General features: G+C 32.3%; 13 protein-coding genes and 1 riboswitch. Of the genes, 10 read left to right on the top strand and 3 right to left on the bottom strand.

Annotated elements, in window-relative coordinates; all coding sequences use genetic code 11:
• Positions 1–3: 3 nt before the first annotated feature.
• Positions 4–618, bottom strand: a complete 615-nt coding sequence (locus IR010_RS15800) for a deoxynucleoside kinase (RefSeq protein WP_029271825.1) — start codon at positions 616–618, stop codon at positions 4–6.
• Positions 618–1,433, bottom strand: coding sequence for a hypothetical protein (locus tag IR010_RS15795; protein ID WP_194605216.1), 816 nt, complete (start codon positions 1,431–1,433; stop codon positions 618–620). The genes IR010_RS15800 and IR010_RS15795 overlap by 1 nt, the downstream gene beginning before the upstream one ends.
• 234 nt (positions 1,434–1,667) lie before the next feature.
• On the opposite strand from IR010_RS15795, the gene IR010_RS15790 reads away from it, so the two are divergent.
• From IR010_RS15790 to IR010_RS15775, 4 genes are all read left to right on the top strand, one after another.
• Positions 1,668–2,582, top strand: a complete 915-nt coding sequence (locus IR010_RS15790; protein WP_194605213.1) for a GLPGLI family protein — start codon at positions 1,668–1,670, stop codon at positions 2,580–2,582.
• A gap of 28 nt (positions 2,583–2,610) precedes the next feature.
• Positions 2,611–5,298, top strand: coding sequence for a TonB-dependent receptor (locus IR010_RS15785; protein WP_194605210.1), 2,688 nt, complete (start codon positions 2,611–2,613; stop codon positions 5,296–5,298).
• 95 nt (positions 5,299–5,393) lie between these two features.
• Positions 5,394–7,622, top strand: coding sequence for a hypothetical protein (locus IR010_RS15780; protein WP_194605207.1), 2,229 nt, complete (start codon positions 5,394–5,396; stop codon positions 7,620–7,622).
• A 151-nt stretch (positions 7,623–7,773) separates the two neighbouring features.
• The gene (locus IR010_RS15775) at positions 7,774–9,240 is read left to right on the top strand and encodes a M28 family peptidase (RefSeq protein ID WP_194568093.1); all 1,467 of its coding nucleotides are present in this window, start codon (positions 7,774–7,776) and stop codon (positions 9,238–9,240) included.
• Between the two features lie 132 nt (positions 9,241–9,372).
• On the opposite strand, the gene metK is transcribed toward IR010_RS15775, so the two are convergent.
• Positions 9,373–10,623: a methionine adenosyltransferase gene (gene metK / locus IR010_RS15770; protein WP_029271831.1), complete on the bottom strand. Its 1,251-nt coding sequence runs from the start codon at positions 10,621–10,623 to the stop codon at positions 9,373–9,375.
• An 804-nt stretch (positions 10,624–11,427) separates the two neighbouring features.
• Between metK and IR010_RS15765 the strand changes: the two genes are divergently transcribed.
• The 6 genes from IR010_RS15765 (at position 11,428) to thrA (ending at position 18,903) form a co-directional block, all read left to right on the top strand.
• Positions 11,428–11,619 (top strand): hypothetical protein, encoded by a 192-nt coding sequence (locus IR010_RS15765; protein WP_194605204.1) that lies wholly within the window; start codon positions 11,428–11,430, stop codon positions 11,617–11,619.
• Between the two features lie 74 nt (positions 11,620–11,693).
• On the top strand, positions 11,694–12,995 hold the full coding sequence (locus tag IR010_RS15760; RefSeq protein ID WP_194568097.1) for an O-acetylhomoserine aminocarboxypropyltransferase/cysteine synthase family protein: 1,302 nt from the start codon (positions 11,694–11,696) through the stop codon (positions 12,993–12,995).
• A 234-nt stretch (positions 12,996–13,229) separates the two neighbouring features.
• Entirely contained in the window at positions 13,230–14,318 is a 1,089-nt protein-coding gene (locus IR010_RS15755; protein ID WP_194605201.1) for an aspartate kinase, read from the top strand.
• Between the two features lie 606 nt (positions 14,319–14,924).
• Positions 14,925–15,128, top strand: coding sequence for a hypothetical protein (locus IR010_RS15750; RefSeq protein WP_194605199.1), 204 nt, complete (start codon positions 14,925–14,927; stop codon positions 15,126–15,128).
• Positions 15,129–15,316: 188 nt separating this feature from the next.
• A riboswitch (SAM riboswitch) is annotated at positions 15,317–15,425 on the top strand.
• Positions 15,426–15,497: 72 nt separating this feature from the next.
• Positions 15,498–16,487 carry an alpha/beta fold hydrolase gene (locus tag IR010_RS15745; protein ID WP_194568101.1) on the top strand — a complete coding sequence of 330 codons (990 nt, stop codon included), beginning with the start codon at positions 15,498–15,500 and terminating at the stop codon, positions 16,485–16,487.
• Between the two features lies 1 nt (position 16,488).
• Positions 16,489–18,903 (top strand): bifunctional aspartate kinase/homoserine dehydrogenase I, encoded by a 2,415-nt coding sequence (gene thrA / locus IR010_RS15740; protein WP_194605196.1) that lies wholly within the window; start codon positions 16,489–16,491, stop codon positions 18,901–18,903.
• The last annotated feature ends 33 nt before the right edge of the window (positions 18,904–18,936 follow it).

Raw genomic sequence — 18,936 nt, 5'->3', positions numbered from 1 at the left:
GTTCTAAAACAATCCGTTCAATTCAGCATCAATTCTATTAATGATGTTTCCTAAATCTTCAGGATTATCAACAAAATTAATATTGTCAACATCAATAATTAATAATTTTCCTTTAGTATAAGTCTGAACCCATGCTTCGTATCTTTCGTTCAAACGGCTTAAATAATCGATAGAAATGGAGTTTTCATATTCGCGTCCGCGTTTGTGAATCTGCCCGACTAAATTTGGAATAGAACTTCTTAAATAAATCAATAAATCAGGTGCTTTTACCAAAGATTCCATCAATTCAAAAAGAGAAGTGTAATTTTCGAAATCACGGCTCGTCATCAATCCCATCGAATATAAATTGGGAGCAAAAATATACGCATCTTCATAAATCGTTCTGTCCTGAATGATTTTTTTGCCACTTTCGCGAATTTGCAATACTTGACGGAAACGGCTGTTCAAGAAATAAATCTGTAAGTTAAATGACCAGCGTTCCATTTGATGGTAAAAGTCATCTAAGTACGGATTGTCAACAACATCTTCATAATGGGGTTCCCATTTAAAGTGTTTGGCCAATAATTTAGTTAAAGTTGTTTTCCCTGCGCCTATATTTCCTGCTATTGCTATGTGCATTACGGTGTTACGATTTTATAATTGGTGATTTCTTTAGCTGTAAAAATAGATAAAATTTGGTCTTTGTAGCAGAAATTATCAAACGATTTTTCTAAAATTTCAATTTCAGAAATTGTGTTTGAATTTGTGTCAGTAATGTCTTTAAAATATAATAAATTACCTTTTCTAAAAATGTATTGATGCGGATTAATAATTTCGATTTTGTCAAAATCAGCTGCTTTTCCCAAAGCTGTGATCTTTCCGAAAATATCACACGAAAACCAGTTGTTTTTTTTATCTATCCAATAAAAGGTATTAAAGTCGGTCTGATAATATTTTATAGCTTCTGTCAACGGATTAGAAATTGTTTTGTATTCGTTTTTTAAATAATCAAAAAGCCCTATTTGCTGGTTCAAAGTATTATAAATCCATAATTGATTTTGAGTCGACATTCCGATCGCGCTAACAACAATTGGAGTTGTATTTTGAGAGAAATTAATCTCTGTAATTTTATTTAACTGATTATCGAGTAACAAAACGGTATTAAAGGCGTCATAGTATAATACGATTTTAAGCGGATTTTGAAGATCAACTTTTGTAATATTTCCTAAAGAGACATTTTTGTATTCAAAAACTTCTTTTTCCTTAATTTTACTAAAGACATTGTTTTTTATCTGATAAGAATAACCAAATGAATCATAGCCTAAAAATGTATCGGCATTGATCTCAAAATGAGAAATTGGCTTTGGATTTATTTTTAAATTCTGAGCAAAAGCTCCAGAGAAAGCTCCGGCAATGAAAAAGAAAAGTAAAAGTTTAAGTGCCGTTTTGGTCATGAGATCTTGGTTTCAAGAGAGCCAAATTACAAAAAACAACAGTACAAATTGTGTAAAAAAGAGAGATTTAACCGGCACAGCGATTTAAACCTTTCGAAAACGTAATAGTCTAAATAATATCCAGTTTTGTCTATATGTTGACGAGACTCATATATTTAATTTTTAGTATTTTAAAATTAATAATACATTTGAGTGTAAATTTTATTGGATTTACTCAATTCTAAAGAAAACAAAATGAAAAAAGTAATTTTTTACATGTCTTTAATGCTCGTATTTACTCAAGTGCAGGCACAGAAAGATTTTCAGGGAATGGCTGTTTATGAGTCAAAAACACAAGCGCCTAAATTTGAGGGAATGCGTGCCAATAGAGATATTACGCCTGAAATGCAGAAAAGCATGGAAGAGCGTATGAAAAAAATGCTGGAGAAAACGTTTGTTTTAAATTTTGACAAATCAGCATCTATTTATAAAGAAGAAGAAAAGTTAGATGCTCCAGGACAGCAAGGCGGAGGAATGCGAATTATGATGAACTCTTTTATGGGAGGTGGAGGCACTTTTTATAAAGATGTAAAGAGCAAATCGTATACTGTTGACAAAGAATTTATGGGCAAAGAGTTTTTAGTTATAGATTCTCTTCCAAAACTAAATTGGAAATTAGAATCTGAAACCAAACAAATTGGCGGTTATACTTGCTACAAAGCAACGGCAGTAAAAGAAGCCAGCAAAACCGACTTTAGAAATCTCAGACCTAAAAATGATGACAATAAAAAGTCTGAAGATAAAAAAGACGATGCCAAAAAAACTTCAGGAGATACTAAAACAAACTTTCAGGATAATTTTGAAATGCCTAAAGAAATCGTCATAACGGCTTGGTATTCGCCAGAAATTCCAGTGAATCAAGGTCCAGAAAATTATTGGGGTTTGCCAGGTTTAATTTTAGAAGTTAACGATGGAAGAACCACTATCTTATGTTCGAAAATTGTTTTGAATGCTAAAGATAAAGTTGAAATAAAAGCACCAACAAAAGGAAAAGTAATTTCTCAGAAAGACTATGACGAAACGGTAATTAAAAAAATGGAAGAGTTTAGAGAGATGAACCGCGGTCGTGAAGGCGCTCCTGGCGGTGGTCCGGTAATGATCAGACGCTAATTTAATTCACCATCTTTAGATTTCTCCAATGAAAAATATACTTCTTTTTGTCATTTTATTAATGACCTCGATTTCCTTTGCCCAAAGTGTCCGTTTTGATGGTTTTATTCAGGACGAACAAAAAAATCCGTTAGAGATGGCCAATATTATGGCAGTCAACAACGGCACAAAAGCAATGGATTCATATGGGATTACCAATGATAAAGGAAAATTTCAGCTTACTTTAAAACCCAATACTTCTTATACTGTTAAGGTGAGTTATCTCGGAATGAAATCGAAAGAAATTGCGATTTCTACAAAGACTGAAAACATGGTTCAAAACATTGTCATGGATGGTTCTGGAATCGAGCTTGAAGGGGTTGAAATTGTTCGCGAAATGCCAGTTTCTATAAAAGGCGATACCATTGTTTATAATGCGGATTCATTTAAATCTGGTACAGAAAAAAAACTGGAAGATGTACTGAAAAAATTGCCAGGAGTTGAAGTAAATGCTGATGGAGAAATAGAAGTTGAAGGTAAAAAAGTCAGTAAATTAATGGTCGAAGGAAAAGATTTTTTTGACGGAGACACTAAATTAGGCGTAAAAAATATTCCCGCAGATGCTATTGATAAAATTCAGGTTTTAAGAAACTACAACGAAGTTGGCGCACTAAAAGGTTTAGAAAACGATCAAGATAATGTTGCCATGAACATCAAGCTGAAAGAGGGTAAAAAAAACTTTTGGTTTGGAGATATGACAGCCGGAATTGGAGTTGCAGAGCTGGACAGCCGTTATATAATCAATCCAAAATTATTTTATTACAGTCCAAAATACAGTATTAATTTAATTACGAATTTTAATAATATTGGAGAATTGCCTCTAACCGCGCAAGATTATTTTAAGTTTACAGGCGGTTTTAAAAATATGATGAAAAAAGGCGGAAGCAATTTTAATGTTTCATCTAATGATTTGGGAATTTCAATTTTAAGAAACAATCGCGCTAAAGAAATCGAAACGAAATTTGGCGCAACTAATTTTGCTTATTCGGTTAACAAAGCTTGGAATATTAGTGGTTTCGGAATTCTTTCAACTTCAAAAACAGATCTGGAAACTAAGTCTCAAACCACGATTTTAGATTCTGGAGATCAGCAAAAACGAGATGAATTAACACATCAGAAAAACAATTTAGGTCTTTTTAAATTGAGTTCGACGTATAAGCCAAATGATAAATTTCAGTTTGATTATGATATCTTAACCAAATTATCCAAACAAAATGAAGATACTGATTTACTTCGCGAATCTGTTGTAAATACTATTTCTGCTGTCGAAACCATTTTGACAAACAAAAAACAAGATCCAACTTCTGTTAATCAAAACCTTAGTCTGTATTATACACAAAGCGATAAAAATATTTTTGCTTTTGAAATGCAGCATTTATATCAAGATGAAAATCCGTTTTATAATGCCAATTTGAGATCACAGCCTTTTGATTTGTCGGGTTATATTTCAGGCCAAAACCGAAATGATTTAAATCAGGATCGATTCGTAAAAACCAATAAACTAGATGCAAAACTGGATTATTATTATATGGTAACACCAAAAAGCAATTTCAATATTACTTTAGGAAATACCTATTCGTATCAGGATTTTAATTCTCATATTTTCCAGATGTTGGATAACGGAGATAAAAATGATCTAAATTCAGCTGAAAATAATAATCGCGTAAATTATAATTTTAATGATGTTTTCTTAGGTTTTCATTATAAAATCTTGACGGGTAAATTTACCTTGACGCCGGGTGTAAGCCTGCATTCGTATGCCATGACAAATACCCAATTAGGAACAGATTATTCGCAGAATTTTACAAAAGTGCTTCCTGATTTTTTTGCCTTGTATCAAATTAAAAAATCAGAAACCTTAACCTATAATTTTTCTTTGTCTAACGATTTTACAGATGTTAATCAATTAGCGGCAGGTTACGTTTTGTCTGATTACAGCAGTTTGTTTAGAGGAAACCGCTTTCTAGAAAATGCGACTTCGCAGGTGCATTCGCTGCGTTACTTTAAGTACAATATGTTCAATTTTGAAAACATTTTTGCCAACGCAACATATACTAAAAAAGTAGATGCCATTAAAACAAAAGCTGATTTTACAGGAATTAATCAATCATCAACTCCTTATAATTCAAATCTTGCAGATGAGACTTTTACCGGGATGGGAAGTTACGGACGTTCTTTTTTAAAGAATTATAAAGCTTCTGCAGTTGCAAGTTTCAATTGGTCGAAATTCAATAACATCCAGAACAATGTTTTGGCAACTACAGAAAGTTTTGTTCAGAGTTATACTGTGAGAGCCTCTACAAATTATAAAAACTTTCCAAATCTAGAAGTTGGTTACAATGCGTTAATCAATAAATACAGCGGTTCGACTTATTATACAGACAAACCTTTTGCGCGATTAGATTATTACTTCTGGAACAGCTTTTCGTTTGTTTCAGAATATGAATTTTACCATTATTATAATAGTAATAAAAAGGTGGACAATGAATATGATTTTTTAAGTGCTAGTTTAATTTATCAAAAAAAGGACAGCAAATGGGAGTATAAAGTCTCGGCTACTAATCTTTTAAATACCACTTATTTAAACGATGACAGTTTCTCGCAGTTTTCTACACGAGTTTCACAATATACTGTACAGCCGCGTTACATTATCTTTTCGATGAAATATAATTTATAGCATATATTAAGTATCTATTTTGGATTTTAAGTCACTTGATTTCGGTAATAATCGAATATCTTTGCGTTTAATATTAACAAGCCAAAATTTACATTATGCGCAATTATATATGGAATTCCTTATTGCTTTTTTGTATAACATTTATGTCATTTTCTCAAACAAAAGGCATTCAAAAAGGAACTTATCTATCGTCAAATAAAGGTCAGAAAATCAAATTAAATTTATTAGACAATAATAAATATGAACTCGTTTTTTATTCTGGCGATTATGAAATTAAAGGAGATTCGCTTTCATTTAGCCAAAAAGTAAAACCGGCAACTGCTTTTGATCTTGCTTTTAAAAAAGATAAAAAAGCACAAAAAATCAAAGTAAACTTTTTAGACCCTTCTTATTACTCGTTTTATATCGGAACTCAAAACGGTTCTGAGTCTGTTGAATATCAAAGAATTTCAGATATTAAAACGAAAGTAGATCCGGATTGGCTAAAAGCAGATCTAGAATTCGAAATTAATAAAGCAGACTTTTTATACTTGGTTTATGAAGATTATAACGGACAAAGCAAACTATCTAAATTTGCATTGCCAAAAGATGTATCAGAAATAACTATTAAATATGAACTTGATGCTTTAAGCGATTTAAATCTTTCAGGTTATTATGACAGGAAAACAAATGAGTTGAAAATTTCTGAGCAATCAGGAAAAAATCCGATTACTTTCTTAAATGAAAAAGATTCAAAACCTGATGAAAATCCAACGGTAACAGCACTTGAAAGTCAAACCATTTCAAACTGGACTTATCCAGGAAAAGAACCTTTAGTTACCGAAAATTTTGGAGCAGATGTTATTGTTGACACTACTGATACTTATGCAGTCGCTAAATTTGATTTTAAATTTAAAATCGAAAATAATTTAAAAAGTGCGTTAGCCGCAACTAAGAATGCTAAAACTAAGTTTTTGGTAATCTATACGGATAGTAAAAATCCTGCTGCAAAAACTGATTTTGATACCGTAGTAAAAGATCTTGAAACACAGGTTGGATATTATATGTATGATGCTTATAATCCTCAATATGATATTTTTAATTATTATTTGGCGACAGCCGATGATAAAAAATGGCTTAAAGCCAATAAAATATCAGATAATCCAAGTTTGATCATTCTGAACGCAAACGGAGATATTTTAGCGACTGCAAAATCGAATTTATTAGATAAAAAATCAGATTTTACTTATTATGATGAATTTTCAAAAAAGCTGCAAAGAGCAAATGCTTTTTCTGGTGTTGATAAAGTATTAAAAAACAAAAAAGCAACAGATAAAGATCTTATTTCAGCTTTTTACCAAGCTTCTATACTCGACATACCATATGATTATGAAACAACAGATGCCGTTGCAGAAGAAGTAAATCCTGCAGATTTTAAGGTTGCAAAAGTTACCTTAGATAAAAAAGAAGTGGCTCAAATCTGGAAAAAATTAATTGAAACGCATCAGAAAGATACACAGCCTAATAGAGAATTAGTAGAAACAATTTTAAGAGAAATAAAAAACGCAGGTTTTTCTAAACAGTTTTTTAATGAAGAGCGTATTTTTAATGATACTGATTTCTTGGCGATTGACTATCTTTTAAAGCATTACGATGCTATCGAAAAAATGAACATAGAAGATGAAAACGGAAATGCATTAGTTTTATTAAAAGGAAGTTTGAGCAGCGAAATTGCAGCTGCTTTACAGCAAAATGGTTATTTGTCAAAAGATGGCGTAACAGGAAAAGCAAATCAGAATAAAATAATTTCGATTTACAAAAAATTAATTGCGACAGGAAAGGGAAGTTTTGATTGCTATAAAAATTATTTTGAATACCTGAGTGCAGAAAGCGAAAACTCTATCGACGATATAGCTTATTTAAAAGAGTTTAAATCGTATTTTGATACCTATTTATCAACTGAAAAAGGAAATGCAATTGAAAGACTAGATGAGATGTTTGCGACTTTAGATACGGATTCTGATTATTCTTATAACGGATGGAATTCATTTAAAGACTACCACTCAAATTTAGCAAACTCAACAGCGTGGTTGACAGTTTTGAAACCTGCCAATTCAAGTTTTATAAAAGATGCTATTACTTGGTCTGAATACAGTTTGGTTGTAACTAAAAATAATCCTTATTATTTAGACACTTTAGGTCAGTTATATTATAAAGACGGGCAAAAAGAAAAAGCAATTCAAGCACAAACATTAGCTGTTAAATATTTAAGTGCTGATGTTGAAGAAGAAACTGCAAATGAAATAAGAGAAACGTTAAGCAAAATGCAAAACGGAACTTATTAAAAGATTTTTAAAATTATAGAAAATGACTGTCGGTTCCGGCAGTCATTTTTGTTTTTAGTTAAGTAGGTTTATAGATTTTATCAATTTAAAGGGAAATGAAGACTAGATTTTCTTGATAAATTAGTAAGTTTGAAAGACTAAATTAAAACGTATGAAAAATAAATTAATCCTCATTTTGATTGCTTACAGCGGAGTAGTTTTTTCGCAGGCAATTAAGAAACCATTAGTTTCAGCTATTACTGATAAAGATCTTAGAACAGATATGTACCAAATGGCGGGTGACCATTTTAACGGTCGTGAGGCAGGAACTTTAGATGAATTAAAAGTATCGATGTGGCTGGCAAATAAAGCAAAAGAAGCCGGAATGACTCCAGCAGGTGATGACGGAACATATTTTCAATTTTTTGATATGTACAGGCATCAAGTTACAGCCAATACAACTTTTAAAATCGGACAAAAAGAATATAAGCTATGGAAGGAAGTTTTGGTTGCAGAAACTACTAATATAAAAGTTGAAGGTTCTCTAGTATATTTAGGTGCAGCTACAAAAGAGCAGATTGAAAAATCAGATGTTAAAGGAAAAGTAGTTGTCTTGCTGGCTTCTAAAGAAGGAATAGCTGATGATATTTCGCTTTTTGATAGAAGATATCCAGGTTTGGTTCGAAATAAATACTACGACCTTGTAGTAAAAAAAGGAGCTGTAGCACTTATTATGGTTGCTGATGAATTGGCAGAACAAAGCTGGTCTCAAGTCGAACCGCAAATGACTAGAGGTATTTACGGAATCGAAGGTTTCCGCGATAAAATTGGGTCAACGATGCCTGTTTTTTGGGTTCACGGAGATCAACTAGAGTATTTAAAAAACACTAAAGATGTTTTGTCTGCAGAAGTAGTTTCAGAATCGTATAAATATCCATCAGTAAATATAGTAGGGACAATAGCAGGAACTGATCCGAAATTGAAAAACGAATACGTACTTTTCAGCGGTCACCAAGATCATGATGGCGTAAGACAAAAATATGGCAAAGATTCTATTTATAATGGAGCAGATGACAACGCAAGTACTTGTGTGGCGATGTTAGCAATTGCAAGAGCATATAAAAAACAACCTGGAAAAAGAACAGCTTTGTTTGTATTTCATGGTTCTGAAGAAAGAGGATTGTTAGGTTCAAGATGGTATGCAGCGCATTCTACTGTTCCAGAAAAGGATATTGTTGCTGTTTTAAACGGAGATATGATTGGAAGAAACAATGTAAATCAGGCGGCTTTATTGGGTTCTAGTTCGCCTCATGAAAATTCTTCAGACCTAGTTGCTATTGCCAAAAAAGCAAATGACGAAGGTCCTAAATTTGATTTAGATAAGCTTTGGGACAGACCAGAACATCCGGAGTATTTTTACTTCCGTTCAGATCACCTGCCATATGCGCGAAGAGGAATTCCTTCTGTGTTTTTTACTAGTGTTTTGCACAGTCAATATCATACTCCAATGGATGAAGCAGAAAATATCGATTACGTAAAACTGCACAAAATGACAGAATGGATGTATCGCACAGGATGGATTTTATCAAATGATGCAAGTCGTCCTAAAACATTGCCAAATGTACAATTGGAAAGATAAAAAGTTGTCTTTATTAAATAAAAAAACCGATTTCTGAAATTAGAAATCGGTTTTTTTTATGTTAATTGTATTGTAAATAATTGTCAAAAAATCTAACAATCGAAGTTAGTCTAAAAGCCTAACAATCTAAATTTACAATCCAAATTCAGCTTTTACTTTGTCAACAAAATCAAGTTTTTCCCAAGTAAACAATTCAACAGTTACTGTTTTTTCATGTCCGCCTGGAGCGAAGAAAGTTTTAGTAACAACTTCTGGTGTACGTCCCATGTGTCCGTAAGCAGCAGTTTCGCTGTAAATTGGGTTTCTTAATTTTAATCTTTGCTCAATAAAGTAAGGACGCATATCAAAAAGAGCTTCTACTTTTTTAGCGATTTCACCGTTTGTTAAGTTAACTTTAGAAGTTCCGTAAGTTTCAATGAAGATTCCCATTGGCTGAGCAACTCCAATTGCATAAGAAACTTGTACTAAGATTTCATCAGCAACACCTGCAGCAACTAAGTTTTTAGCGATATGACGTGTAGCATACGCAGCACTTCTATCTACTTTACTTGGATCTTTTCCTGAGAATGCACCACCACCGTGAGCACCTTTTCCACCGTAAGTATCAACAATAATTTTTCTTCCTGTTAAACCTGTATCTCCGTGAGGTCCTCCAATAACGAATTTTCCTGTTGGGTTAATGTGATAATTGATTTTATCATTGAATAAATGAGCGTGAGCTGGATTTTTAGCAATGATTCTTGGAATCAAGATTTCAACAATATCTTTTTTAATTTTAGCCAACATTGTAGCTTCTTCATCAAAATCATCATGTTGAGTAGAGATAACAATCGCATCGATACGAGTTGGCTTGTTATCGTCGCTGTATTCTAAAGTTACCTGAGACTTAGCATCTGGACGTAAATAAGTAATTTCCTTATTTTCGCGTCTTAAAATTGCTAATTCTTGTAATAATTTATGAGATAAATCAAGTGCTAGAGGCATGTAGTTTTCAGTTTCGTTAGTTGCGTAACCAAACATCATTCCTTGATCTCCTGCACCTTGCTCTTCTGGCTTAGCTCTGTCAACACCTTGGTTAATATCAGCTGATTGTTCGTGAATTGCTGATAAAATTCCACAAGAATTTGCCTCAAACATATACTCGCTTTTTGTATATCCGATTTTACGGATTACTTCGCGCGCAATTTGCTGCACATCTAGATAAGTATTCGATTTTACTTCACCTGCTAAAATTACCTGACCAGTTGTAACTAGAGTTTCACAAGCTACTTTTGAATCAGCGTCAAATGCCAAAAAGTTATCAATTAATGCATCCGAAATTTGATCTGCAACTTTGTCTGGATGCCCTTCACTAACAGATTCTGACGTAAATAAATAAGCCATAATAATTTATTAAATTAAAATTAAGCGAGGAGAAATAATTGCTAAAAAGGGCTAAAGGAGAGTTTCTGCTTTAGCATTTTTTACTGCTGAAAGTAATTCTTCAGCATTCATAACGAACCGTTTCATTATGAAGAGGTTGCAATCAGTTCAAATTTTTCCTCTGTATTCGCGTGCAAAGGTATAAAACCATTTTGATTTCCAAATTAAAGTTCTGCTTTTTTTAATTTTATAAGCATAAATTTAACAAAACATACTAAATTGATAGGGTAATAGAAATTATTTTCGATTTTCTTTGGTCAATTAAAAAATAGTTTGCAAATTTGCCTCATCTAATAAAAAGAAACAATGAAATTAACAATTTGCAATATGTCTTGTATGATGCCGGAATCTTCCGCAGAGACACTATTGTAGTTTGTTTTCAAAACATATTTATATAGAACCTCTGCATTTTGCAGAGGTTTTTTTTTATTCAAAAATGAAATAAAACTGAATTATTAAGCCTGCTATTTTTTTTGAATGAATAAAAAGCCTTTAAATGTTAAATTATAATTTTTGATTTGGTAGTTCAATAAATATTATTAAATTTATCCTATCAAATTAGTCGAGTTTAAAAAAGAATTAAAATAATAAAATGAAAACAATAGCTAAAAAAAGAATGATGTGTTGTGAGATGATGCAAATGTGCATCCCAATTAGCTGTTGCCAAAAGTGAAAGATAGAATCTTTGTTATAGTTAGAACTATAAGCCCTTTTGGTAGCCATCCGAAAGGGCTTTTTTTATTTCAACATTTTAAATTTTAAAACATGAATACATTAGATATAAATACAATCGCATTTCAGTACTTATTGAGAACAGATTCTCAAAAAAACCAAGATAAATTGGAAGAACCAACAAGTGAAGTTGGAAATTATGATCCTGAGAAAAATATAAAAGGTCAAAAATCTTTATTGTTTCATATGTATAATCTCGAAGAAGAAGATCTATATGTTAGATAATCTCAAATTTCAATTCAAAAATCATTTCAATAACAATATATAATAGTATTAACAGTATCTAAAACTAAGAAATCATGAGCACACAAAAATTCGCAACAAATGCACTACACGCAGGACACGACGTTACTAAAAATTCAGGAACTAGAGCAGTGCCAATTTACCAGACATCATCATACGTTTTTAATAATTCAGATCATGCCGCCAATTTATTTGGTCTTGCAGAAGCTGGATTTATTTATACGAGATTAAATAATCCAACAAACGATGTTTTAGAACAACGGCTTGCAGCGCTTGAAGGCGGTATTGGTGCGGTAGTTACGGCTTCTGGAGCTTCAGCAATTTCGACTACTTTTTTGACTTTGCTAAAAGCGGGTGATCATATTGTGGCTTCAAATAGTTTATATGGAGGAACTTATAATCTTTTAAAAGTAACTTTGCCTCGTTTAGGAATTACAACCACTTTTGTAGATCCTTCAAAACCCGAAAATTTTACAAAAGCAGCTAAAGAAAATACAAGAGCTTTCTTTGTTGAATCTTTAGGAAATCCGAAATTAGATGTTTTAGACTTGAAAGGAATTTCGGCGGAAGCCAAAAACTTTAAAGTACCGTTTATTGTAGACAATACGGTTGCTACTCCTTATTTATTGAATCCGATTGAGCACGGAGCCAATATTGTAATTCATTCCTTAACTAAATATATTTCCGGAAACGGAACTTCATTAGGTGGTGTTATTATTGATGCCGGAACTTTTGACTGGTCGAACGGAAAATTTCCTGAATTTACAGAACCTTCAGCAGGTTATCACGGATTAGTTTATCACGAAGCCTTAGGAAATGCTGCTTTTATTGCGAAAGCAAGAATCGAAGGTTTGCGTGATTTTGGTGCGGCTTTGAGTCCGTTTAATGCTTTTCAAATCATTCAGGGATTAGAAACTTTGCCAATCAGAATTAAGAAACACAGCGAAAATGCTTTGGCTTTAGCCGAATGGTTAGAGAAACAAGAAGAAGTAGTCTGGGTAAATTATCCGGGTTTAAAATCAAGTAAATATTACGATTTAGCACAGCAATATCTGCCAGAAGGTAAAAGCGGTATTATCACTTTTGGATTAAAAGGCGGTTTTGAAGCGGCTAAAAAAGTAGTAGATGAAACGAAATTATTTTCACTGTTGGCCAATATTGGCGATACAAAATCGCTAATTATTCATCCCGCAAGCACAACACACCAGCAATTGTCTGATGATGAACAATTAGAAACTGGAGTTTCAAAAGATTTGGTCCGACTTTCTGTAGGTATCGAAGATATTGAAGATTTAATTGCTGACCTGCAAACTGTTTTTGCAAGCGTTACACAATCGCAATACAGTATAAAAAATTAGGTTTTTTTGTTTTTTGTTTGAAAATTGCCTTTAGCAATGTGGTGTTGCTAGGGGTGATTTTTTATGAAAAAACGTTTAGCATAAATATTTCACCATAAGTACTATAAGTTCATTTTTAGTAAAGCGCATTGTATTACCGACACATTGAAATCCGCCTAAGTGTCAAATATTATAGATGAGATTATTAAATGAACTTATAGTATTTATATATGGAAAAAATTAAAAATTAAAATTATGTCAAAGCTTAAAATAAATATCATCCTTTTCGGAATTGGAAATATCGGAAGCACTTTAATCAATCAGATTATCGAAAGTCAGGAATTTTTTCTTCAAAGTAAAAATATCGATTTTCATTTTCCGATAATTACTAATTCTACGGTCGCTTTTTTCGAGAAAGAAGGCGTTGGATATGCTTGGGAAACCAATTTTAGAGAATTAGCTGTTCCTTTTAAAATAGAAGATATTGTTGAATTTGCAAAGGAAAACGAATTCGAAAATTTAATTGCAGTCGACGCTACCGCCAGCGACGAACTGATTGGGCATTACAACACATTGATTCAAAACGGCTTTAATATTGTAGCGGTAAACAAAAAAGCGAATACATTGCCACTTAGTCTTTATAAAGAAATAAGAGAGAATCTGAAAAAATACGACAAAGAGTTTTTGTATGAAACCTCGGTAGATACAGGTTTTCCCGTCTTGCAAACGATAAGAGATTTGTATTATTCGGGCGAAAAGATTACAAAAATCAGAGGTGTTTTTTCAGACAATCTGAGTTATGTTTTTAACCGATTTTCTTCTGAAGAAACTTCTTTTTCTTCTGTTTTAAAAGATGCTAGTCTGCTTGGTTTAATGCGTGCTACTTTCAAAGAAGATTTATCCGGAAACGATACGGCGAAAAAACTGCTTATTTTAACGAGGGAAATTGGGAAGGATTTTGAACTTTCAGATATAAAAATCAATTCTCTTATAAATCAAGAACATTTAGAGAAAAACGGAATACTTAATAAAGAAGCAATAGACCGATATTTTAAAATCGCAAAAATCACTCAAGCCGACAATCATGTTTTGAGATATGTAGGAGAATTTGATATTGAGCGAAATTTATTAGAAGTCAAATTAGTTTCAGAACCTATTACATCTGCAATCGGACAATTGAAAGGTTCAGATTCTATTTTTGAAATTTATACACAATCGTATTCGGCGGTTCCAATTGTAATTCAGAGCGCATCACCATGTAAGCAGGCTATTTCGAGAGGAATTATAACAGACATTTTAAAAGTAGCTGAAAAAATAAAAAATAAAGAAACGATTTGGCTGTAGTGGATTTATATTAGTTAGTTCTTTGATATTTTGAAACAGAAAAATTATGATTTTATTTGTAGGTTTAAGCTTATAAATAATAAAAATGACTTTTTGTAAGATGTTTTTTAACGTTTAAATCATGTTTTTTAACGTTTTTTGTAATTAATTGCTTGATAGTCACTTGGATTATTGAAAAAATATTCGCACATTTGTAATACCTAAAAACTACCAAAAACAAATTTAGTTATCTAATAATAGTTATGCAGATCGAATAAACAGTTGACTATAATATTATTTCTTAGATTTTTTGAAAAGAATAAAAAGTAAGAATGTGTCAAGAGTTTCGAGAAGCTTATTAAAAATATAAAAATGCAAAATTTTTTAAAAATAGCAAGTAAATCACAGATGAATAAATCCCTACAGATGAACATGAACAAGATGTTTAATGTCGCACTTATTTGTGTACGCGTCTGTTGATACTAAAAGTATATGTAAGTTTTAAAAACTTAAACCCTTTTGGTATTAAAACCCAAAAGGGTTTTTTTATTTCATCAGGTTACCATAACAAAAAAACAAAGAAAAAATAAAGATTATAAAACGCTAACAAACTTAAACTTAAATATTATGAGCACATTAAACTACATAACCAAAACGTTTTCTACATTGAAAAACTTAAGAACGAAAAGAAACAATCCGCCACCGCCAACAAATGAATTGATACATCCAAGATTTGGAATAACGGAAACGGATAAAAAAGAAATTAAAAAAGAACCAAATTCTTTATTGTTTTTGATGTATTCAAAAGAAAATGAAACACTTTTTATCTAACTCAAAAAGTATTATAAAATAAGGGTAAACCTGCTTAATTTTACTGAGCAAATTGTTCGGTAATTTTTTGCGTACATTAGTTTTGGTTTGAATTATGTTCAGCAAATTCCGGAATCAGTTTCGATAAAATTTGTTTGTTTAAGAAATTAGTAGTTAATTTGCACCTTTAAGTTCAAAAACGTATTGAAATGTTATAAAGAAAGGACGAGGGATTAGACCCGATGAATCCTTAGCAACCCTTCGCTAAAGCGAAGAAGGTGCTGCATTCTACCACGCCCAAACGTGGAAAGATAACAACAAGAATTTTTCTAGTTTCACTCTAGACTTTTCTTTCTAATATTTCCACATACAAATCAATTAATAAAAGATTTGAAATTGGAAAATATACCAAGTCCCATTATAATTCAAGATTTCATCACAGAAAGTGGTGCACTATATCCGTTAGTACCCTTAAGTTTTACACTTTCTGGTTTGCCGTTGCACAGTGCTCCAATCGTTTTGGTCAACCATGCCTTAACAGGAAACGCTCAGGTTACAGGCGAAAATGGGTGGTGGAACGACTTAATTGGCGACGGAAAAACAATTGATACAAGCAAGTACACCATTCTGGCATTTAATATTCCAGGAAACGGGAATGATTCGTTTATAGTTGAAAATTACCAAGATTTTACGGCTAGAGATGTTGCGCGCATTTTCATAAAAGGAGTTAAAGCTTTAAATATTGAGCAGTTGTTTGCTATAATCGGCGGTTCTGTGGGTGGCGGTATCGCTTGGGAAATCTTGGCTTTGGAACCCAACATTGCCGAAAATTTAATTCCGATTGCAACCGACTGGAAATCGACCGACTGGATGATTGCAAATTGCTTTTTACAGGAACAAATCCTGAACAATTCCTCTAAACCAATAGAAGATGCAAGAATTCATGCAATGTTGTGTTACCGTTCTCCTGAATCATTCAAAGAAAAATTTAAACGAACCATTAACCAAGATCTTTTGATTTTTAATATCGAAAGCTGGCTGGCGCATCATGGTAAAAAATTACAAAAAAGATATCAATTGTCATCTTATAAATTGATGAATCAATTGCTAAAAACCATAGACATAACTCGAAATAGTGATGATTTCGAAACCTTATTGTCGAAAACAACTGCATCGATTCATATTATCGGAATCAATTCGGATTTGTTTTTTACACCAAAAGAAAACCTGGAAACTTTTCAGGAATTAAAGAAATTTAAAGAAAATGTTTTTTACAGCGAAATAGATTCGGTTCACGGACATGACGCTTTTTTAATCGAGTACAAACAATTAGATCATTTACTTGCCGATATTTTTAAGGCAGAAACAATAGCAAAATAAAATGAAAATATTAAAATTTGGAGGTAAATCGTTATCAAACGGAGAAGGACTAAACAAAGTCGTTTCAATCATTTCAGATAAAGTAAATCAAGGCGAGCAAATTGCCGTTGTCGTTTCGGCACGCGGTAATGCGACAGACGAATTAGAAGACATTTTAAGAATTGCAGCTAAAAATGGAAATTACAAACCTTTGTTGGAAAGCTTTAAAGCCTATCAAATTTCAGATTTCCCGCAAGTCGATTTATCAGAAGAGTTTACTATTTTAGACAAACTTTTTGAAGGTGTAAGCTTAATTGGAGATTACAGCAATAAAATTAAAGATCAGATTTTATCAAAAGGAGAATTGCTTTCGGCTAAATTACTGACTTCAATTTTAGTTGAAAAAGGAATTCCTGCGAATTTTGTTGATACAAGAGAATTGCTCAAAACCGATTCGAAATTTGGCGACGCACAGCCTTTAGAACAGCTTTCTAAGAAAAATGTTATCAATTATTTCAAATTGCATAATGGTTCAACAGTAAACATCGTAACAGGTTTTATTGGTTCAAACAACAACAATGACACAACGACTTTAGGAAGAAACGGAAGTAATTATACGGCATCTTTAATTGCTAATTATTTAGATGCCGAAGAACTTCAAAATTTTACTCACGTTGACGGAATCTACACAGCAAATCCTGATTTAGTTGCCGATGCTAAAAAAATCGAATATTTGTCGTTTAACGAAGCGAACGAATTAGCGAATTTTGGAGCAACAATTTTGCATGCTAAAACGATAATTCCTTTGTTGGAAAAAAATATTCCGCTTCGTATTTTAAATACATTCAATCACGAAAACCGCGGTACTTTAATCACTTCAGATTCTGCTAAAGAAGGAATTAAAACGCTTTCTGTTTTAGAAAACGTTTCGTTAGTAAATCTTGAAGGCCGAGGATTACTTGGAAAAGCTGGAGTAGATGCCCGAATTTTTAAAGTAATGGGCGATCATAATATCAGCGTAAGTATTATTTCGCAAGGTTCTTCAGAAAGAGGAATCGGACTTGTTGTTGCTACTGATAAGGCTACAACTGCAATGGTTGAATTAGAGAAAGAATTCGAAAACGACTTTTATTCTAAAGACGTAAATCAGATTACAGTAACCGATAATGTTTCGGTAATTTCGATTATTGGCCAGGATTTAAGTACTTTTCATAAACCATACACTGCTTTAATCAAAAATAAAATTGTTCCGATATTATTCAACAACACTGTAACGGGTAAAAACGTGAGTTTGGTTGTTAAAAAAGAAGAATTAAACAAAGCCTTAAATGTTATTCACGGTGAAATCTTTGGTGTTTCTAAGAAAATAAACATCGCGATTTTTGGTCACGGATTAGTAGGCGGAACGTTAATCAATCAAATTTTAGAATCGGCTTCAGCTATCGAAAAACGTAAAGATGTTAAATTGAATGTTTTTGCAATTGCAAATTCTAAAAAACTGCTTTTAAACAAAAACGGTGTAACTTCAAGCTGGAAAAATGATATTGCAAGCAAAGGAGATGGTTATACTATTCAAGATATTATCGCTTATGCAAATGAATACCATTTAGAAAATTTAATTGCAATTGATAATACAGCAAGTGCAACTTTCGTTGAAAATTATATTCCGCTTATAGAAAGCAGTTTCGATTTGATTTCATCTAATAAAGTAGCGAATACTTTGAGTTATGGTTTTTATAAGGAAATAAGAAAATCTTTAGCAGAAAATCAAAAGAATTATTTGTACGAAACCAATGTTGGTGCAGGTTTGCCTTTAATTGATACTATTAAATTATTGCATCTTTCTGGTGAAAACATCACAAAAATTAAAGGCGTTTTCTCCGGAACATTGAGCTATTTATTCAATAATTTCTCTGCAAAAGATGTTCCGTTCAGCCAGATTTTGCAAGAAGCAATTGACAACGGATACACAGAACCAGACCCGCGTGAGGATTTATGCGGCAACGATGTGGGAAGAAAATTATTAATTCTGGCAAGAGAATTAGATTTGCAAAACGAGTTTGAAGAAATCTCAATTCAGAATCTTATTCCAGAACATTTACGTGATGGAAACGTTAGCGATTTCTTAACCAAATTAAAAGAATTTGACCCAATTTACGATAAAATAAAAGCCGATCAAAAACCAAATCACGTATTAAGATACATTGGCGAATTGTCTGGAGATTTACAAAATGATAAAGGAAATCTGGAAGTAAAATTAGTTTCTGTTCCTTCAGATACTGCTCTTGGCGGCTTAAAAGGTTCAGATTCTTTCTTCGAAATTTATACAGAATCGTATGGAGATCGCCCGATTGTTATTCAGGGAGCTGGTGCAGGTTCTGCTGTAACAGCAAGAGGCGTTTTTGGAGATATTTTAAGATTGTCGGATAAAGGATAATACGATTTTAGAGTGCAAATTTTAGACTTGAGA

The sequence above is a fragment of the Flavobacterium sp. MR2016-29 genome, from assembly GCF_015350695.1.
Classification (GTDB): Bacteria; Bacteroidota; Bacteroidia; order Flavobacteriales; family Flavobacteriaceae; genus Flavobacterium.
The sequence above is the reverse complement of the archived record's forward strand: the minus strand, read 5'-3'. Positions and strand labels throughout refer to the sequence as shown.